The organism is Pantoea sp. B65, assembly GCF_047308185.1.
Classification (GTDB): Bacteria; Pseudomonadota; Gammaproteobacteria; order Enterobacterales; family Enterobacteriaceae; genus Erwinia.
In genome coordinates this window covers 349,243-368,253 of sequence record NZ_JAHXPU010000036.1, presented here as the reverse complement: position 1 = coordinate 368,253, position 19,011 = coordinate 349,243, and the positions used below count along the sequence as shown (strand labels likewise).

18 protein-coding genes and 1 tRNA gene are annotated in these 19,011 nt (G+C 55.0%); 11 read left to right on the top strand and 8 right to left on the bottom strand.

What is annotated here, in order from left to right:
* Nucleotides 1-100: 100 nt before the first annotated feature.
* On the top strand, nucleotides 101-1,120 hold the full coding sequence (locus tag JWF83_RS15895) for a LacI family DNA-binding transcriptional regulator (protein WP_413651324.1): 1,020 nt from the start codon (nucleotides 101-103) through the stop codon (nucleotides 1,118-1,120).
* A gap of 40 nt (nucleotides 1,121-1,160) precedes the next feature.
* On the opposite strand, the gene JWF83_RS15890 is transcribed toward JWF83_RS15895, so the two are convergent.
* Entirely contained in the window at nucleotides 1,161-1,895 is a 735-nt protein-coding gene (locus JWF83_RS15890) for a flagellar brake protein (protein ID WP_413651322.1), read from the bottom strand.
* Between the two features lie 211 nt (nucleotides 1,896-2,106).
* Here JWF83_RS15890 and JWF83_RS15885 point away from each other — a divergent pair, with 211 nt between their 5' ends.
* On the top strand, nucleotides 2,107-2,304 hold the full coding sequence (locus tag JWF83_RS15885) for a DUF883 family protein (protein ID WP_413651321.1): 198 nt from the start codon (nucleotides 2,107-2,109) through the stop codon (nucleotides 2,302-2,304).
* Between the two features lie 10 nt (nucleotides 2,305-2,314).
* Complete coding sequence (locus JWF83_RS15880; protein WP_413651320.1) at nucleotides 2,315-2,563, top strand: GlsB/YeaQ/YmgE family stress response membrane protein; 249 nt, start codon at nucleotides 2,315-2,317, stop codon at nucleotides 2,561-2,563.
* Nucleotides 2,564-2,622: 59 nt separating this feature from the next.
* Here the strand turns inward: JWF83_RS15880 and JWF83_RS15875 are convergent, their stop codons facing one another.
* From JWF83_RS15875 to JWF83_RS15865, 3 genes are all read right to left on the bottom strand, one after another.
* Nucleotides 2,623-4,743: a TonB-dependent siderophore receptor gene (locus JWF83_RS15875; RefSeq protein WP_413651319.1), complete on the bottom strand. Its 2,121-nt coding sequence runs from the start codon at nucleotides 4,741-4,743 to the stop codon at nucleotides 2,623-2,625.
* Nucleotides 4,744-5,106: 363 nt separating this feature from the next.
* The gene (gene treA / locus JWF83_RS15870) at nucleotides 5,107-6,783 is read right to left on the bottom strand and encodes an alpha,alpha-trehalase TreA (RefSeq protein ID WP_413651317.1); all 1,677 of its coding nucleotides are present in this window, start codon (nucleotides 6,781-6,783) and stop codon (nucleotides 5,107-5,109) included.
* Between the two features lie 176 nt (nucleotides 6,784-6,959).
* Nucleotides 6,960-7,637 carry a GntR family transcriptional regulator gene (locus tag JWF83_RS15865; protein ID WP_413651316.1) on the bottom strand — a complete coding sequence of 226 codons (678 nt, stop codon included), beginning with the start codon at nucleotides 7,635-7,637 and terminating at the stop codon, nucleotides 6,960-6,962.
* A gap of 115 nt (nucleotides 7,638-7,752) precedes the next feature.
* On the opposite strand from JWF83_RS15865, the gene JWF83_RS15860 reads away from it, so the two are divergent.
* The 5 genes from JWF83_RS15860 to phoA all read left to right on the top strand — a co-directional run bounded on the left by JWF83_RS15860 (nucleotide 7,753) and on the right by phoA (nucleotide 13,323).
* Nucleotides 7,753-8,445 (top strand): DUF2848 domain-containing protein, encoded by a 693-nt coding sequence (locus tag JWF83_RS15860; RefSeq protein WP_413651315.1) that lies wholly within the window; start codon nucleotides 7,753-7,755, stop codon nucleotides 8,443-8,445.
* A 10-nt stretch (nucleotides 8,446-8,455) separates the two neighbouring features.
* Nucleotides 8,456-9,805, top strand: a complete 1,350-nt coding sequence (locus JWF83_RS15855) for an amidase (protein ID WP_413651314.1) — start codon at nucleotides 8,456-8,458, stop codon at nucleotides 9,803-9,805.
* A 36-nt stretch (nucleotides 9,806-9,841) separates the two neighbouring features.
* Nucleotides 9,842-10,477, top strand: a complete 636-nt coding sequence (locus tag JWF83_RS15850; protein WP_413651313.1) for a hypothetical protein — start codon at nucleotides 9,842-9,844, stop codon at nucleotides 10,475-10,477.
* On the top strand, nucleotides 10,474-11,793 hold the full coding sequence (locus tag JWF83_RS15845; RefSeq protein WP_413651311.1) for an MFS transporter: 1,320 nt from the start codon (nucleotides 10,474-10,476) through the stop codon (nucleotides 11,791-11,793). The genes JWF83_RS15850 and JWF83_RS15845 overlap by 4 nt, the downstream gene beginning before the upstream one ends.
* A gap of 123 nt (nucleotides 11,794-11,916) precedes the next feature.
* The gene (gene phoA, locus JWF83_RS15840) at nucleotides 11,917-13,323 is read left to right on the top strand and encodes an alkaline phosphatase (RefSeq protein ID WP_413651310.1); all 1,407 of its coding nucleotides are present in this window, start codon (nucleotides 11,917-11,919) and stop codon (nucleotides 13,321-13,323) included.
* Between the two features lie 178 nt (nucleotides 13,324-13,501).
* On the opposite strand, the gene JWF83_RS15835 is transcribed toward phoA, so the two are convergent.
* Nucleotides 13,502-13,589 (bottom strand) — tRNA-Ser (locus JWF83_RS15835).
* Nucleotides 13,590-13,848: 259 nt separating this feature from the next.
* Here JWF83_RS15835 and ghrA point away from each other — a divergent pair.
* From ghrA to JWF83_RS15820, 3 genes are read left to right on the top strand one after another with little or no spacing between them, the layout of a single operon-like run.
* A complete protein-coding gene (gene ghrA, locus JWF83_RS15830; protein WP_413651309.1) occupies nucleotides 13,849-14,790 on the top strand; it encodes a glyoxylate/hydroxypyruvate reductase GhrA in 942 nt (313 codons plus the stop codon).
* A 56-nt stretch (nucleotides 14,791-14,846) separates the two neighbouring features.
* Nucleotides 14,847-15,584: a phosphatase gene (locus tag JWF83_RS15825; RefSeq protein ID WP_413651307.1), complete on the top strand. Its 738-nt coding sequence runs from the start codon at nucleotides 14,847-14,849 to the stop codon at nucleotides 15,582-15,584.
* A gap of 36 nt (nucleotides 15,585-15,620) precedes the next feature.
* Nucleotides 15,621-16,166 (top strand): molecular chaperone, encoded by a 546-nt coding sequence (locus JWF83_RS15820; protein WP_413651306.1) that lies wholly within the window; start codon nucleotides 15,621-15,623, stop codon nucleotides 16,164-16,166.
* 34 nt (nucleotides 16,167-16,200) lie between these two features.
* On the opposite strand, the gene JWF83_RS15815 is transcribed toward JWF83_RS15820, so the two are convergent.
* The 3 genes from JWF83_RS15815 to JWF83_RS15805 all read right to left on the bottom strand — a co-directional run bounded on the left by JWF83_RS15815 (nucleotide 16,201) and on the right by JWF83_RS15805 (nucleotide 19,000).
* Nucleotides 16,201-17,508, bottom strand: a complete 1,308-nt coding sequence (locus JWF83_RS15815) for an MFS transporter (RefSeq protein ID WP_413651501.1) — start codon at nucleotides 17,506-17,508, stop codon at nucleotides 16,201-16,203.
* Nucleotides 17,508-17,996, bottom strand: coding sequence for a YhcH/YjgK/YiaL family protein (locus JWF83_RS15810; RefSeq protein ID WP_413651305.1), 489 nt, complete (start codon nucleotides 17,994-17,996; stop codon nucleotides 17,508-17,510). Before JWF83_RS15810 ends, JWF83_RS15815 begins: the two co-directional genes overlap by 1 nt.
* An 80-nt stretch (nucleotides 17,997-18,076) precedes the next feature.
* A complete protein-coding gene (locus JWF83_RS15805; RefSeq protein ID WP_413651303.1) occupies nucleotides 18,077-19,000 on the bottom strand; it encodes a dihydrodipicolinate synthase family protein in 924 nt (307 codons plus the stop codon).
* Nucleotides 19,001-19,011 lie beyond the last annotated feature (11 nt).

The window sequence follows — 19,011 nt, the reverse complement described above, 5'->3', positions numbered from 1 at the left end:
GAAGGTATGCGCTATCGATTAGCGTGGATTGCCAAAATACCTTTAGCGCATACACTTGATGAACGTGGTTTTTGATGGAATTCCCTCAACGGAGTGCAGAATGAAAAAAGTCACCCTGGAAGCGCTGGCAAAAATCGCCGGGGTGGGGGCGGCAACTGTCGATCGGGTGCTGAATGAGCGGGGCGGCGTATCACCGCAAACCAGTCGTAAAGTACTTGAGGCGGCGCGCCAGGCGGGGCTGAACCGTATTCTGCCGGAGGAGCATCGCCATCCCTGGCAGCTGGAAGTGATCCTGAGCGGTAACGACTCGTTTTTCTTTAAGCAACTGGCAGGGGATTTTAGCGAGGTGGCGGATGGACTCGGCTACCGGCGTCTCAGATTGCACCGTACCTTTATTCCTGAGTCCCGCCCCGACAAGCTGGCCGCGCATATTGCCGCCTGTAGCGCCACGCGCGACGGGTTGATTGTCTTTGCCCACGAGTATGCCGCCATCTATGAGGCGCTGGCGCTGTGTAAACAGCGTGGCGTACCGGTGATCACGATTGTCAGCGATCTGCCCGGCGCCGAGCGGCTGTGCCATGTTGGTATTAATCAACTGCAGGCCGGGCGCACCGCCGGGCTGCTGATGGGCAGAATGCTGCATTCCCCCGGCGAGGTAGTAATGATTAGCGGCCGCTTTGATTACACTGCGCACCGCTTACGCATTCAGGGATTTCGCGAGGTGCTGCAGCAGGATTTCCCGCATGTTCGTCTGCGCGAAGTGCTGGCCGGACAGGAACGACGGGAGACCATCAGTAAACTACTGGAACAGCAACTCGCTCAGGCGGGTAAGGTCAGTGGCATCTATAATACCGGACTGGGTAACCGGGAAATCAGTGAGGCGCTGGCGCGCCACCGTATTCTGGATGAGTGCGTGTTTATTACCCATGAACTCTACACTTCTACGCGTGAACTCCTGGCGAAAAAAGCGCTTTCTCTGACCATCGACCAGAATACCCGCCAGCATGCCCAGCTGGCTACCGATCTGATGCTGAAGCATCTCGACAGCGCTGCCGAGCCGGAGATCTACGCTGACGGTAAAGTCGAGTTTATGCTCTTTACCCATGAAAATTATCGTTAACGCAGGCGGTACTGACCCGGTATCGCCGGGTAGCGGGCCGTTACTGAAAACGGGTGGCCTTATCGCGTGCCAGTCGCTCAAGGGCAAAAATCGCTTGCTGTAGCTCGCGCTCCTGCACCGCCGTGAGGGCGACAAAACGAAAGCTCAGACGCGGGGTGATCACCGTTTCATTCTTACTGCTGATACTGGTGCGCTGGCTGATATTCAGCAACTGGGCATCTACTTCAAAACGGCCATATTTTCCCAGTTCCACCCGCAGGTTGTGCAGAATATCGCCGGTGTGAAGATCTTCAGGCAGTACATCATCCACCAGCACACCGATACCCCCGAGAGAGACATCCTGCAGGCGAAAACGCGCCTTGCCGCCGTCGGGCCAGCGTGTTTCACAGAAGAATACCGGCTCCAGCGGCGCGTTGACGCGAAAAAACTCGCGGCGCTGCAGCATCCACAGTAATTCTGGCAACGGTGCGGCAAAAGCCGGTAAGCCCTCATACTCGGTTGCCGTCAGCACCGGCAGGGAGAATTCCACTTTGGCGCCATGGGTTTCAGCCGAAATATGCAGATCTTCCGATTGCAACATCAGTTGATTGTCATAGTGATTGCTGCCGTAATCGACCACTATTTGTTCCTGATCGACAAACAGCAAGCGACTAATAAACTGTCCGCGTGCACTGGCAATGCGAACCGGCGTTTGCTGCTTCTCAAGGTCACGCAGTACGCCAAGTACCGCCAGGGTGCCTCGTTTAAGATATTGCTCTTTATCTTCCAGTTTCACATCCTGCTCCGATACGGTTGCTCAATCACAGGTAATTGCGCTTATGGGAGGAATATCGGCGTTAAGTCAACATACTTTAGTGTGGCTGAAGTGAGGGGGTGGGTTTTTTTATTCAAACTTTAGATTCAAATCACAGTGTTAGAAATCTCGCCTATACTTATTGGCGAAAATGGCCACGGGATATCCGCAAGCCGGTATGAAGGAGAGAGTAATGTTTTCAAAGCGTGAAGCCCGTAACAACCTTGAGCAGGTGCAGGAACGCTCCCGCGAGCTGGGCAGTGAACTCTGTGATGAACTGAAAAGTGTCGCCGGCGAGTCCTGTGATTATCTGAAAAAAAATCCATGGGCTGGCGTTGGCATCGGTGCGGCGTTGGGCCTGGTAGTTGGTGTATTAATCAGTAAAAAATAAGGAGCAGGAAATGGGAATTCTTTCATGGATCATTTTTGGTCTGATCGCCGGTATTATTGCGAAATGGATTATGCCAGGTAGAGACGGCGGCGGTTTGATTATTACGGTGGTACTGGGTGTGGTCGGCGCGGTGGTCGGCGGCTGGATCAGTACCTTCTTCGGTTTTGGCCGGGTTGACGGCTTTAATTTCGGCAGCTTCGTGGTGGCGGTGATTGGCGCCATTGTGGTGCTGTGGATCTACCGTAAAGTAAAAAGCTAACTGTCAGCGAGATAAAAAGGGGAGACGCAATGTCTCCCTTTTGTCTGGCAGATTAATACTCAGAAATCATAACCGACGGTGGCCACAATAGTACGCTCCGCACCCTTATAGCAGTAACCGGTGCCATAACAGGCCGCGACATATTCGCGATCGGTCAGGTTATTCGCATTTACCTGCAGCCAGGCGCCTTTCAGCTGGTTATCCCACGCCCCGAGATCGGCGCGTACCGCAGCATCAAACAGTGTAACCGAAGGCAACCGGGTCGTATTTTCATTATCCGCCCACTGCCTGCCAAGGTAACGCACGCCAGTACCGACACTAATCCCGCTATCAAACTGATAATGCGCCCAGGCGGAAACCATCTGATTGGGGGTCAGGTATGGCGTATGGCCATTATTACCATCAACCGAATCTTTAAAGCGCACATGGTTCAGCGTATAACCGGCAACGGTGCTCAGGCGTGGGGTAATCTGGTTGCGCGCTTCCAGCTCAATGCCCTGCGAATGGACTTTGCCTGAGGGCACATAAATCGCCTGCACCACGTCGCGATTGGCAACGTCTTTTTGCGTCAGATCATAAGCGGCGAAGGTGTACAGATCCGCGCTACCCACTGGCTGATATTTCACCCCCGCTTCATACTGCCGGGCGGTGGTCGGTTTCAGCAGGTTGCCGTCCGGCCCTTCCAGCGAGGTCGGCGTGATCGCCTGACTGTAGCTGAAGTAAGGGGAAATACCGTTATCAAACGCATAGAGTAACGATGCGCGACCACTGACATGGTCGTCAGAGCGACGGCGTGAGGTCTGATCGGTATCATTTACCTGCTTTGAAACAATACGGTCATAGCGGCCTGATAAATCAACATGCCACTTATCCAGCTTCATCTCATCCTGCAGGTACAGGCCGGTCTGGTAATAGCGGCGGGTGACATCATCGTCGTTGTAGAAATTCAGTGCGGTGCCGCCGGAAACGCCGGTAAAGGGATTCAGATTGCTGGCGGTTGCCTGACCATCCCACATATCATTTTTATACTGATGATACTCGGCGCCGAGCACCACTTTATGTTCCAGATTAGCGGTAGCGAAATCGGCTTCCAGCTGGTTATCAATCGCCATCGCATTCAGGCTGGAACGGTTACCGGAATAGTAACGGGCCATCTCATCACTGGTCGCGCTGAGCCAGCCGCCCTGATAGACCTGATCCAGCTTTATATTGGAATGGGTATAGCTGGCGTTGGAGCGGAAGGCCCAGGTCTCGTTAAAACGATGGGCAAACTCATAGCTATAAATCTGCTCAGTACGTTTGTACTGGTCGAGAGAACTCTCACCTTCATAGAAGCTGCGGCTGAGGGTCTTGCCATTGTGCGGATAGGTGGTGCCATCCAGTGGCACGGAACCGTGATAGCCGCCGGAAGGATCTTTCTGCAGATAAGCCTTCAGTAATAATGATGTGTCTTCGCTGGGTTGCCATAACAGCGCGGGTGAAATGGCATAGCGCTCTTCGCGGGTATGATCGTACTGGGTATCACTGCTGCGGGTCATACCGGTAATACGAAATGCCCACTGGTCGTTAAGCGCATTGGTGTAGTCAAAGGCGCCGCCTTTGGTGTTCTGCGTGCCGGCGGACAGACGAAAATGCCCCGCTTCTGTGAACTGCGGACGCTTCGAGGTCATATTGACCAGCCCCCCCGGTACGGTTTGACCATACAGAGCCGAAGAGGGGCCTTTAATAATATCGATGCGTTCGAGGAACCACGGATCCACCTGCAGGACGTTGTGGCTGCCGCCATCACTCATCACCCGGAGCCCGTCAAAAAAGGTGTTATCGGTATCGCCACCGTGGAAACCGCGCAGGGAGACAGTATCAAAGCGGGACGCTGCCCCGGCGAAGTTGGTGAAGACTCCCGGGGTATAGTTCAGCGCCTGATTAAGATTGGTCGCGCCCTGATCTTCAATCTGCTGTCGTGTCACGACGGAGACTGACTGAGCGGTGGTGATCAGCGGCCGATCGGTTTTCGTCGCCCCTTTACTGGTCGTGGCAGTATAGCCAGAGGTAGGAGAATCAGCCGTTTCTGCGGGTTGAGCATTGACGATCATCGTCTCTTGTGCAAAAGAGACGCCTGGAACGCAGAGGGCAAATGAACATAGCAGAGCAGAACGCTTCAAAGTAAAAGACATTCTCATTATTTCCGATCCTTTATTTCATTGTTATAAAGCCACAATGTCGCAGGTGAATCGTGGCAGAGAGCAGATAACTGGTGAGATAAAACACACTGTAATAATTCTAATGATAATTATTATCTTTCTCGTTTACGCTTTCAAGCATTGATTTTATTAATGAATTAACCCAATAAAAGCGTGGAATTAGCATTTCGGCGTGAAAAAAGCGTCAGGAGTGTGTCAAAAGGTCACGCTGATGCGGCACCAGCAAGGATCAGGAGAGATAAAGGGAGGCGATGAGGTGCTATATCAAAATAATTTATCTATCGGCAAGCTGGTTGATGCCATGGGAGCCATTGAGCATGGCTCCCGGGATCACTTTAGCGCTTAGGGGTGGGTTGTCGTGATATCCCCCACGTTATTACAGGTGATATTTTTCGGGCAATACATATCCATCAGTTTCAGCGTTACGCCGTTAGTCCAGCCAAAACCGTCCTGCAACGGGTATTCGCCGCCGCCGCCGCCGCCAAGACCTTTACCTTCAACCACATATTTCTCTACCAGTTTATGCTGCCGGTCATAGGTGCTCTGTACATTATTCAGGAAACGCATGCCGATATCTTTCGCCAGCGTCTGTTTATCGTAGTGATTCAGGCCTTCCACCGCCACCCACTGTAGCGGGGCCCAGCCATTGGGCGCATCCCACTGCTGGCCATTATTTACATTAGTAGTCGCCAGTCCGCCCTCTTTCACCAGTTGTTTCTCCACGGCAGCGGCCGTGCGACTGGCCTTATCATCGGTCGCGGCCTGCAAAAAGAGCGGGAACAGCGTTGCCGCAGTGAGCTGTTTACGTACGCTATTTTTCTTCCAGTCATAGTCGGCGTACCAGCCATCCTGTTCATCCCACAGATAGCGGTTAATCGCCTGTTGGCGTTTTTTCGCCAGATCGCTAAAGCGCTGGCTGGCATCCTCCTGCTTCGCCACTTTGCTGGCATGGGCGAGGGTATTTTCCAGATGAAACAGCAGTGCGTTGAGGTCAACCGGCACAATCTGCGTGGTATGAATGGTTGACAGATCATCAGGTTTATCAAACCAGCGTGAGCTGAAATCCCAGCCTGAGGCCGCACCTGAGCGCAGATCGCGGTACAGTTCGGCTTTATTGCGTTCCGGCGCTTTGTTGGCGGTGGCAATATCATCCATATAAGATTCGCTGCGCGGCACATCGCGTGCATCCCAGTAGCGATTAAGCAGGGTGCCATCGTTGAGTTTTACCACGCGCATCCTGGCTTCACCGGCTTTCAGCGTATCCGCTTCCGCCATCCAGTAGCTGTACTCTTTCTGCAACTGCGGCAGATATTTGCTGTAGACCTGTTCGCCGCCATGTTTTGCCAGTAACTCGACCATCAGGCTGAAAAATGGCGGCTGCGAGCGGCTGAGGTAGTAGCTGCGGTTGCCGTTGGGGATATGGCCATATTTGTCCAGTTCATAAGCGAAGTTATCCACCATATCCTGCACGCGATCCCAGTGGCCGCTTTCGGCCAGTCCGAGCATCGTGAAGTAGCTATCCCAGTAGTAGACTTCGCGGAAACGGCCGCCGGGCACCACATACGGTTTTGGCAATGGCAGCAGAGAGTCATACTGACTGGCTTTATCCGTGGTACGCGTCAGTACTGGCCACAACCCGTTAATATGTTCACGTAAACTTTGTCCGGCCGGCGGAATATACTTTTCACCTTCGGCGGGCAGAATAAAGTTAGCGCTGACAAAATGGCGCAGGTCGAAATTACGCTGGCTCTTTTGCATCTGCCAGTCAGCGAGGATCGAGGAGGGATTATATTTCGGGACCGCATCAGCAAAAGTTTTTTGATCGGGAAAGAATTTGGCCGATTGCACGGCATGATACAGTGGCCCCAGTCGCACATCGGGAGGCTGCGGCACATTGCTTAACATGCGCTGAGTCTCTTCCGCATGGGCAGGCAGAGTCACACCAAACAGCGCGCCACTTAATATCAGTGGCACGATTAATGCCTCTTTCCATTGCTGGCTATCAGCTCGTTTCATCATCGGCAGTTCTCCTTGTCCAGACCAGACATGGTCTGTAAGTAATTGACCATTCGAAAAACTTTAGACGAGATTTAGCCGACTGGCTGTAAACAGGGTTTAAATTGTGAGGCAGCTAATGAATTTAGCCATCAGAACAGTAAAGCCCAGGGCCAGGGTGACTGGCCCTGATTATCGCTCTAGCCCGCCAGTAAAGCGCGTTTAAACGACAGCACATGCTCACGACTTGCCGCCTCTGCGGCCTGGCGATCCTGGCGCGCCAGCGCAGCAATAATCGCCTCATGCTCGGCAATCACTTCCTGCATATGGCTTTCTCGCGACAGGGTGGTGGCCCAAAAGCGCTGTGCCTGAGCATGAATCACGCTAAGAATATCAATCAGCCGACTGTTGCCGGCAATGCTGGCCAGTAAATGATGAAACTGACGATCCAGCTGCATCATATTGATACGATCGCGCTGTTCACTGGCGGCGGCAATCTGCTGATTGAGCGTACGCAGTGCCACAATGTCACTTTCGGTAACGCGCTGGCAGGCGAGGGAGATACACAACGATTCATTTGCCAGGCGTACTTCAATCAGTTCCAGCGCATCATCAATCGACAATGGCGCGACCATCACTCCTTTACGCGGGATCACCTGTAACAGCCCTTCACCGGCTAAACGATGAATCGCCTGGTTGATCGGCGTACGGCCCATCTCCAGATCGTCCATTACCTGCGCGGTATTCAGATAATCACCGGGTTTGTAGCTGAGGGTGATTAACGCCTGCTTAAAACGCAAATAAGCCAGTTCATTCAACGATAATGCGCGCGGATGACCCGTGGTTTTTTCATCCGTTTCTCTGGCGTCGTGGCTCACTTTTCTCTCCGGCGATTTGAACTGATCCACATTCTACACAAAAAGCTGGCACGAAAATCGCTTATTTAGAGTTAGTGTGAAATTTCACAGTAATTTCAAATAAGGATTTAAAGTGATGAAACTGAGCTTTAGCTTACCCTGTGCGACGGCGGATATTATCAATATCGACGTAAATCAACTGGTTATTGCCGGGTGGGCCGGCAGGGATTATCAGGCGGTACTGCACCACATCAGTGAGCTTGAGGCGATTGGCGTGCCCCGTCCTGGTGCGGTTCCGCTCTTTTATCGGGTGGCGGCCAACCAGCTGACGCAAAGTGAAAACATCGAAGTGGTGGGCAGCCAGACCTCTGGCGAAGTCGAGCCATTTATCTTTACCGCTGAAGGTGAGCTTTATGTGTCGCTGGCTTCAGATCATACCGATCGCCAGCTGGAAACCTACAGCGTAGCCCTGTCAAAGCAGGTATGCGTCAAACCGGTGGCGCGCCAGGCATGGGCAATGAAACAGGTACTCGGGCACTGGGATAGCCTGATTTTACGTTCATGGATCCGCGAGCAGGGGGAATGGACGCTTTATCAGCAGGGGACGCTGGCCAGTCTGCGTACGCCGCTGGATCTGCTGGACCGCTATATTAGCGGCGAGGCGTCAGGGGCGATGCCTGATAATGGTCTGGCAATGAGTTGCGGCACCATGGCGGCGATTGGCGGGATCCGCCCGGCCAGCGAGTTCCGTATGGAGCTGGTGGATGAAACCCTCGGCCGCAGTATTACTCATCAATACCGCAGCATTGAGCTGCCGGTTGTCGCCTGAGGAGTCGCCAATGAAAACCGTCACTCTTCAGCAAGCCAGTGAACAACTGGCCGCAGGTATCTGTCAGCCGGGTGAATTACTGGAACCGGCATTAAGTGCGATCGACGCCGCCGACGGCGAAGGTGCCCGCACTTTTACCCGAGTGTATCACGCCAGCGCCCGTCAGCAGGCGCTGGCTGCCGCCAGCCGTCGTGCACGGCAGCAGGCGCTCGGCCCGCTCGATGGCATCCCGGTAGCGATTAAAGATCTGTTTGACGTTGCTGGCGAGGCGACGACCGGCGGTTCAACCGTACTGGCGACGGCAGACGCCGCCACGGCGAATGCGGCGGTGGTGGATCGTCTGCTGCAGGCGGGCGCGGTGATAGTTGGCAAAACCAATATGACCGAGTTTGCCTACTCGGGTCTTGGTATCAATCCGCATTACGGCACCCCAGCCAATGCCTTCGATCGCCCCAGCCGCCGTATTCCCGGCGGCTCCTCTTCCGGCGCCGCGGTGGCCTTGACGGATGGTATGTGTCTGGGATCGATTGGCAGCGATACCGGCGGCTCGGTACGTATCCCGGCGGCGCTGTGCGGTTTGACCGGTTTTAAACCGACGGCGCGGCGCATTAATGCCGCCGGTATGCAGCCATTATCTCCGTCGCTGGACTCGATTGGCGTACTGGCGCATGACGTCAGCAGTTGCCTGCTGCTGGACGCGGTGATCGCCGACCAGCCGTTGCAGCCAGTGGCGCAGGATTTAGCCGCTGCGCGTTTCGCCGTGCCGCAAACCCTGGTGCTGGATGGCCTCGATCAGGCGGTAGCCAGCGCATTTTATCAGGCGATTGAGCGGCTGCAATCGCAGGGCGCCCGCGTTGATAGCCTGCCGCTTACCGAATTTGCCGGGCTGGCAGCGATCAATGCGCGCGGCGGGTTTACCGCGCTGGAGTCGTGGCAGTGGCATCAGTCGTTGATTGCCAGCCAGGCGGAAAACTATGACCCGCGGGTACTGTCCCGTATCCGCCGCGGCGCCGAACTCACCGCCTCCGACCGTATCGCCCTTGAACAGCAGCGTGCCGACTGGCAGCAGCGCGTCAGCGCCCGGCTGACTGGCTATCACGCGTTATTAATGCCGACGGTGCCCACCATTGCGCCGACTATCGCTGAACTTGAAGCGGACGAAGAACACTATTTCCGCGTGAACGGCGCCATGCTGCGTAACCCGGCGATCATCAATTTCCTTGATGGTTGCGCCATTTCCCTACCTTGTCAGCTGGCGGGCAGCGCGCCCGTTGGGCTGATGATTTCCGCCTTAGCGATGCAGGACAATCAACTGATTGGCTGGGCGCTAAGTATCGAGCAGGCCCTGAAGCGGGCATAACGTGTTATTTACCGGACACCTTGCAGGAGAAAATCGATGAATAGTTCCACCCAGGGAATGCTGTTGGTTGCGACCGACGTTAACCCGGCTGATGAAGCCGATTTTAACCAATGGTACGACCGTGAGCATGTGGCAGAGCGCGTGGCGATCGACGGTTTCTTAAGCGGTACGCGCTATCAGGCACTTGACGACAGTCGTAAATATCTCGGCTTGTATAAAACCACTGCGCTGGCCGATTTTACCCGCCCGGCTTACCATGCCGCCTTTACCCGTCAGACGGCGTGGTCGGTGAGTAATCTGCATAAAATGGTCGACCCGATGCGTCGGGTATGCGCTATCGAGGCGCAAGTGGGATTGGGCAGCGGCAGCCATCTGGCCATTCTGACGCTGACGGCGCATCACTCTGCCGCCACGGTGCGCCATCTGGGAGAACGCCTGTTTGCCGAAGCGGGGTTTATCTGCTCCAGCATGCTGGTTCCCGACACGGAGCTCAGTACGCCGCTACCGAAAGAGGCGCGTGAAAATCGCCAGTTGTTACCGATGATGCTGATTGAGAGCAGCAGTCTGGACGCCAGTCAGCGTCTGGCCGCATTCGCCAGTCAGTCACTTGATGCCCGCGCCAGTTTTTATGCCCTGAGCTGGCAGTTAACCCGCCAGGAGATGCCATCATGACGCTGTTAAATACTGATAATCCGCGGCAGCAAGCGCAAAATACGCAGCATAATCCACCGAAAACCGGTCGTCTGGCGGCAGCCAGCTCTATCGGTACCGCGCTCGAATGGTATGATTTTACCGTTTATAACATTATGGCGGCGCTGATTTTTAACCACGTTTTTTTCCCGTCGTTTGATCCGCTGGTGGGGACCATCCTGGCATTTTCGACCTACGCGGTTGGCTATGTGTCGCGCCCGATTGGCGGCATGTTGTTTGGACATTTGGGCGATGTGCTTGGTCGTCGTTTTGTGCTTGTCACCACGCTGGTGATTATGGGGGTCACCACCGCTCTGATGGGGCTGCTGCCAGGTTACGCCAGTTGGGGCATCTGGAGCCCGGTGTTGCTGGTGACGTTGCGCTTTATGCAGGGGATCGCCCTTGGCGGTGAGTGGGCGGGCGCCGTGCTACTGTCCATGGAGCACGGTAAACCGAATCAGCGCGGGCGTAACGCTTCGTTTGCTCAGGTCGGGCCTTCCTGTGGCACTTTGCTGGGAACCGGTCTGATCACCCTGATTACGCTGCTGATGACGGCCGAACAATTTCAGCTGTGGGGCTGGCGTATTCCTTTTCTGCTCAGTCTGCTGCTGGTGGTCTTTGGGCTCTGGCTACGCAGCGGCGTGGGGGAAACGCCGGCGTTCCTTAAACTGGAGAAAAGTAAAAAAACCACCCATACGCCGCTGAAGGAAGTATTCACGCAACATCCGCGCGCACTGCTGATTGCCGGTGGTTCGCGCATCGGTTCCGATGTGTTGTATGCGCTGGTGGTGGTATTTACCCTGACCTATGTCACTACGGTGCTGAATCTGCCGCGTCCGCTGGCGCTGCTGGCCACTATGTTGGGCGCCGTGGGGAATGCGCTTACCGTACCCATGTTTGGCGCGCTGTCGGACCGCATTGGCCGGCGTCCGGTGTATATGACCGGCGCACTGCTGGCGATGATCTGGGCGTTTGCCTTCTTTGCCCTGCTCGATAGCGCTCAGCCGTGGTTAATCTGCCTTGGGGTGATCGGGGGATTACTGATCCACGCCATGATGTACGGGCCGCAGGCGGCGTTTGTTACGGAACAGTTCCCGACCCATGTCCGCTACGCCGGTTCATCACTGGCCTATACCCTGGCGGGAATTATTGGCGGTGGTTTCGCGCCGCTGATTATTACCAGCCTGTATAAAGAGCTGGGGAGTACGCTGTGGGTTTCGCTGTATGTGGTACTGGCGCTGCTGATTACCTTTTTCGCCCTGTGGAAAGCCAAAGAGACCGCACATAAACCTCTGTAACTCAGCGGTCAGTGATGACACTGCCATCTGAATGACACAGCCATGACACAAAAATGTCATGGTTGTGTCGCAGACTGACTCCCTGAAATATTTGGCAAAGTTTTTTCACGGAGATACGACTTAATGCAAAAGACCACCCTGTTCACCCTGTCACTGATCGCCACGCTGTTTTCCGCCCACGGTTATGCTGATATCGCCGCTTACAGCCGTGCTGCGCAGGGCGACCTCACTCAGCCCGGCGGCGCGCGTCGTCTGACAGAAGATCAAACCGCAGCATTAAAAGCGTCGCTAACCAACACTACCGCGAAAAACGTCATTCTGCTGATTGGCGATGGCATGGGTGACTCCGAAATTACTGCCGCGCGTAATTATGCTGAAGGCGCGGGCGGCTTCTTTAAGGGGATTGATGCGCTGCCGCTCACCGGTCAGTACACCCATTACGCCCTGGATAAAAAAACCCACAAACCTGATTACGTAACCGATTCCGCTGCTTCGGCAACCGCCTGGAGCACCGGGGTGAAATCTTATAACGGCGCCATTGGGGTTGATGTTAACGGCAAAGATCACCCGACGATTCTGGAAATAGCCAAAGCGGCAGGAAAGGGGACCGGCAACGTCTCCACCGCCGAGCTGGAAGATGCGACCCCGGCGGCGCAGATTGCGCATGTCACTTCCCGTAAATGCTACGGCCCGGAAAAAACCAGTGAACTCTGCGCGACCAATGCGCTGGAGAAAGGCGGCAAAGGCTCGATCGCTGAACAGCTGCTGAATGCCCGTGCCGACGTTACGCTCGGCGGTGGCGGTAAAACCTTCAGCGAAACGGCGAAAGCCGGAGAATGGCAGGGGAAGACCTTGCAAGAACAGGCTAAGCTGCGTGGCTGGCAACTGGTGAGCGATCTTGACGCGCTGAATGGCATCACTGAAGTCAGTCAGGATAAGCCGCTGCTGGGGCTGTTTGCTGACGGCAATATGCCGGTGCGCTGGAAGGGGCCGAAAGCCAGCTATCACGGCAATCTGGATGGCAAGCCGATCAGTTGCGAAGTCAATGCTGAGCGTCCGGCTGGCACGCCAACGCTGGCCCAGATGACGGATAAAGCTATCGCGTTATTAAGTAAAAATCAGAACGGTTTCTTCCTGCAGGTGGAAGGCGCCTCAATTGATAAACAGGATCATGCCGCTAACCCGTGCGGGCAGATTGGCGAGACTGTCGATCTGGATGAAGCAGTACAGAAGGCACTGGAGTTTGCGCGTAAAGATGGCAACACTCTGGTGATTGTCACTGCTGACCATGCGCATTCCAGCCAGATTATCGCCAATGACAGCAAGGCGCCGGGGCTGACGCAGACGCTGAACACCAAAGAGGGTGGCCTGATGACCATCAGCTACGGTAACTCAGAAGAGGAGTCGCAGGGGCATACGGGTACGCAGTTGCGTATCGCTGCTTATGGTCCGCATGCGGCTAATGTGGTTGGCCTGACCGACCAGACCGATCTGTTCTATACCATGCGCGCGGCGATGGGGATTAAGTAATCCGTAGGTTGCCTGATGCCAGCAGCAGCGATATCGCTCTGGGTGAGATTCATATGTTCGCGCAGTTCTGCCAGATGGATATTTAGCAGAATCTCAGCGCTGGCTTTGCGCGCTGGCGACCACTTCCGACTGTTTAATAAAAAAGCCCGAACCTGAGTTCGGGCTCTGATGCAGAAAATGGCGGTGAGGGAGGGGTTCGAACCCTCGATACGTTGCCGTATACACACTTTCCAGGCGTGCTCCTTCAGCCACTCGGACACCTCACCATATTATTGCCGGCAACTCGCTTGTCGACGGGCGCTAATGTAGGGATTTCCACGTATCGCGTCAATATTCTTTCATCATCTTCTCATGCGAACAGACAGTTTTGCAGCATTTTGCTGCGAAACCCAGCGAATGGCGCAAAAAATGAATTGATCGCATTGGCCATCCGCATTTTCGACCGCAGAAAATCGCTCCCTGATAAATTTTCACTTGCCAGCACGCCGGTTTTCCCCGAGCCTTGAGAAAAAAACAGGAGCCAAAATGGACATTATTTTTTATCACCCAACGTTTGACGCTACCACCTGGATCAACGGGTTACAGCAGCGTCTGCCGCAGGCAACCGTGCGTAAATGGTTGCCCGGCGATAATTCCCCTGCTGACTACGCATTAGTCCGTACTCCGCCGCTGGCGATGTTGCAGGGGCGCAGCGCGCTGAAAGGGGTATTTGCCCTTGGCGCCGGAGTTGATGACATTCTTTCGCAACTTAAACAGCATCCTGAAATGCTGCCGCCCGGCGTGCCGCTGTTCCGCCTCGAAGATACGGGGATGGGCCGGCAGATGCAGGAGTATGCGGTCTATACCGTGCTCGGCTGGTTCCGGCGCTTTGATGACTATAATCTGCAAAAGCAGCAGGCACTGTGGCAGTGGCTGGAAAATTATCATCGTGACCACTTTACTGTCGGCATTCTCGGCGCAGGAGTGCTGGGTAGCAGCGTCGCGCAAAGTCTGAAGGTCTGGGGCTTCCCGATTCGCTGCTGGAGCCGCTCTGCCAAACAGATCGAGGGGGTTACCAGCTACCACGGAGCCGATCAACTCAGTGATTTCCTCCACGGTACCCAGGTATTAATTAACCTGCTGCCAAATACCCCGCAAACCGTGGGCATTATCAATCGCCAGCTGTTGAGTCAGCTTAACCACGGCGCCTTTGTCCTGAACCTCGCCCGTGGCGCGCATTTGGTGGAGGAGGATCTGCTGGCGGCACTGGATGCCGGGGAGATCAAAGCCGCCGCTCTGGATGTTTTTGCTACCGAGCCGCTGGCGGAGCAGAGCCCCTTCTGGTCACATCCGCGTGTCACAATCACGCCGCACAATGCGGCGGTGACCTTACCGGATGAAGCGATGGACTATATTGCTAAGTCGATTTTACAGCGCGAAGCGGGCGCGATGCCGGAAGGACAGGTCGATATCACGCGCGGTTACTAATCACCGAACGGGCAGGGGATGCTATCCTTGCCTTATTCGGTCAGGAGAAAATTATCATGTACCCGGTTGATCTTCACATGCACACCGTTGCCAGCACCCACGCCTACAGCACCCTGCACGATTACGTGGTGCAAGCTAAAACCAGCAATATCAAACTGTTCGCCATTACTGACCACGGCCCCGATATGGCCGATGCGCCGCATGCCTGGCATTTTATTAATATGCGTATCTGGCCGCGGGTGGTGGATGGCATCGGTATTTTGCGCGGCATTGAAGCCAATATTAAAAATACCCGCGGTGATATCGACTGTACCGGTCCGATGCTGGATGCGGTCGACCTGGTGGTTGCCGGTTTTCATGAACCGGTATTTCCACCGCAGGATAAAGCCACCCATACCGAGGCGATGATTGCCGCGATGGCCAATGGCGATGTGCATATTATCTCGCACCCCGGTAATCCCAAGTTCCCGGTTGATATTCCGGCGATTGCCGCCGCCGCCGCAAAATATGATGTGGCGCTGGAACTGAATAACTCCTCATTTACTACCTCGCGGGCAGGCAGTGAACCTAACTGTCGCGCGATTGCCGCGGCGGTGCGTGATGCCGGTGGCCGTCTTGCGTTGGGGTCTGACTCCCACACCGCGTTCACCCTCGGTAATTTTGAGCACTGCCTGCGCATTATGCAGGAAGTGGATTTTCCGCAAGATCGGGTGTTAAATGTCACGCCGCGCCGTCTGCTGGATTTTCTGGAGATGCGTGGACGCGCGCGAATAGAAGAATTTGCTAACTTGTGACGTTGTCACACTTAACCTCTGAATGGATTGATATTAATGAATGAGTTTTCCATCATCTGCCGTATTCTCGGCTCGCTGTTTAACCGGCAGCCGCAGGATCCGTTGCTGGTGCCGCTATTTACCATGCTACGTGAAGGCAAGCTGCAGCAGCACTGGCCGCTGGAGCAGGATGAGTTATTAACCCGTCTGCAGCAGAACAGCGATCCGCAAGCGCTGGCGGCGGATTACAACGCGCTGTTTGTCGGCAGTGACTGCAAGGTGCCGCCGTATGGCTCGCAGTGGGAAAACGGTCCGCAGGAAGTTGCGGTCCGCGCCTTTTTACAGCAGCGCGGTATGCCGTTAAGTGACGGCCCGGCTGACCATTTCGGGGCTTTGTTGCTGGCGGCGTCCTGGCTGGAAGATCAGTCCGAAGAGGATGAGATTGAGGCGCAAATTGCGTTGTTTGATGACTACCTGATGCCCTGGTGCGGCCAGTTTCTTGGCAAAGTAGAAGCTCATGCCGGCACGGCTTTTTACCGTACGCTGGCGGCCATCAGCCGTGAAGCCGTACAGGCAATGCGTGATGAGTTAGCCGAAGAATAAAATCAGGGCGACATTATGTCGCCCTGAACACCGTTTAATCACCCAGCTTAATCGGTTTCTTAACAAACATACCGTAGCTGATGGCGCCCAGCATCAGCAGCGCCGCCCCCAACAGGAACACGTTGGTAAACTTGCCGGTCATATCAAGAATAATGCCGGTTACAATCGGCGCCATCGCCGCGCCGAGGAAACCACCAAAGTTCTGAATTGCCCCCAGTGACGCCACCTGCTCTTTTGGCGCGATATCCGTTGCCAGCGTCCAGATCGCCCCTTGCGGCATCTGCGAGCAGAAGTAGCCCAGCGACAGCAGCGTAATCGCCAGTGGCGTACTGCTGACAAATGGAATCGGCGCGACAAAGCAGGCTGCCAGCGCCGCACCCATTACGATCGGGATTTTACGTGCGCCAATCGCTTTCATGCCGCGACGGACCAGACGATCGGAGAGCATACCGCCCACCAGCACCCCGAGAATACCCGCGAGGAACGGAATTGAAGCGATCCAGCCGGTCGCTTTCAGGCTGAAGCCGAGTGATTTTTCCAGATAGCTTGGCAGCCAGGTCAGGTAAACCCAGATGGTAAACATAATCGAGAAGTTACCAAGCACCATAAACCAGGTGGTTCTCTGCTTAAACAGGGTGCCCCAGCTGACTTTGCGACGACTGTCCGCGCTGGCGACAGTACGGTGTCCGGCATGGATCAGCGCATCTTCACGCGCGTCAGGATCGCGATAGAACTTCAGCCACGCCACAATCAGCGGAATACCCATCAGGCCGATGGCGATAAACATCCCGCGCCAGCCCAGCGTCAACAGCAGAACGGTGAGGATCGGCGGGGCAATGGCGTTGGCAATTTGCGAACCGGTATTAATAATGGCCGTCGGTAGACCACGCTCTTTCTCGCCAAACCAGCGGTGGGTGATCTTGATACCGGAGGTAAAGAATGGCGATTCGGAGATGCCAAGCATCATTCGCAGGCCGTAAAACATCGAATAGCTGTTAACAAAGCTCGCCAGCACGGTGAAGGTGGACCATAAGCCCAGCGCCCAGGAGAACATACGCCGCGGGCCGAACTTATCCACCAGCCAGCCGGCGGGCAGGTTAGCCAGCGCATACGGCCAGAGAAATGCCGACAGCAGCAGACCCATCTCCGTCTGCGAGAAACCAAACTCGGCAGCGATAGTGGTATTGGCGATACTGAGATTGGCGCGATCAAGGTAATTGACCACCGCCGCCGTCAGCAGAATCAGAATGATGCCCCAGCGCAAGCGCGAGACCAGTGGCGTGCCCGCCACGGCAGCGGAGGCGATATTCTCCGCAGCCAGCGTAGATTGACCGTTTTTCATCATGGGTTCTCGTGGGTGAACAAGCTCAGGTGAATTTTGATTACCGCTTTGCGGATCGCCGATTCGCCGTGGGTTTGACAGCAGGGACGATGAACATCATGCGGAAAGAACACGGCAAACATGCCGGGCTCAAGAGCAATCATCGATTCATTAATGGTGTGCTGATAAAACACAATATCGTGCTGCTCAGCGCGATCTTCCGTTACCCGGTGATCCGGATGAGCACGGGCGACGCCAATGCTCTCCTCACCCTGTAACAGATACTGAATATCCACATAGCGGAAATGCGACTCGGCGCGCATTTCCGCGGCCGGGACGGTGTTCATCTCCTGCAGCAGGCAGAACATTTTATTGTCCGGTAAAATGTCATATTTCCCGGTAGGTAAAGCGCTTAGATCGGTGTCGGCAATCCAGCCAATGGCCTGGCTGATGACCGGGTGAAGGGCGTGTTTTTCCCTCGCCCAATCCTGGCGATCGCAAATAATCATGGTTTTATTCCCGTATCGTTATTGTTAGCGGGTATTCAGGTACAGCGGATGGCGCATCGCTACGCCATCCTTCCACAGGGTTAGCCCGCGATTTTCTTTTGCCACAGCGCCGTGCCCTGATGGATTTGATCCAGCAAGACGCCAAGGCCCCAGAATTTTTCCAGCACGTTATCTTTATTTACCCGGCAGAACTCACTGTTGAACGTGCCGAGACGCTGGTGGTAGATCTTGGCGTTTTTCGGGTAGCCAAGTGTTTCGGTAACCGCGCCAAGTGACAGGAACAGCGAAAGCTCATTGGCCAGTTCAGGCTGTTCTGCGCCATGATGATAGAGCCAGTGATAAAGCTCCGGATGGAAGTTCGTAAACACCCCACTGAAGCCTTTCGAGCCAGCCTGGATTGCCGGCCAGGCAATCGCCGCATTGGCGTTAATAATATTCAGCGGCGTGCCTTCCGCCAGACGGACGCGTTTAACCACCGTAGGCAGGTCGCAGCTGACGTCCTTCAGCACCACAAAGCGGCCGCTATTGGCGCAGAAGCTGAACTCTTCATCACTCAGCAGGCGGCGGTAAGGCGCCGGGCATTCGTACAGGCCGAGCGGCATCGAAGATGGCAGCGCGTTCAGTAGCTGATTAAGCGTGTTAAAGAACACCTCGCTGCCTTCATTTTTCGCATCAAGGTGGTTCGTCACCAGCACCAGCGCATCGATGCCGCTGTTGGCCATCGCCGTCAGCTCCTCAATCTGCAGGTCGATAGCATCACTGATATGACCGGAGGCGATAACCGGTACGCGTCCGGCGACCTTTTTCACCACAAACTGCGCCAGCTCAACGCGTTCCTGCAGACTGAGAAATTGCATCTCGCTTGACTGACAGACTGCGAATAGCGCGTCCACACCCTGGTGTAAATACCAGTCAATCAGGCGCCCCAGTCCGGGATAATCAATCTGGTTATCATCGGTAAAAGGCGTCAACATAACCGGCACAATGCCTTCAATTTGTTTCATTCTTATCTCCT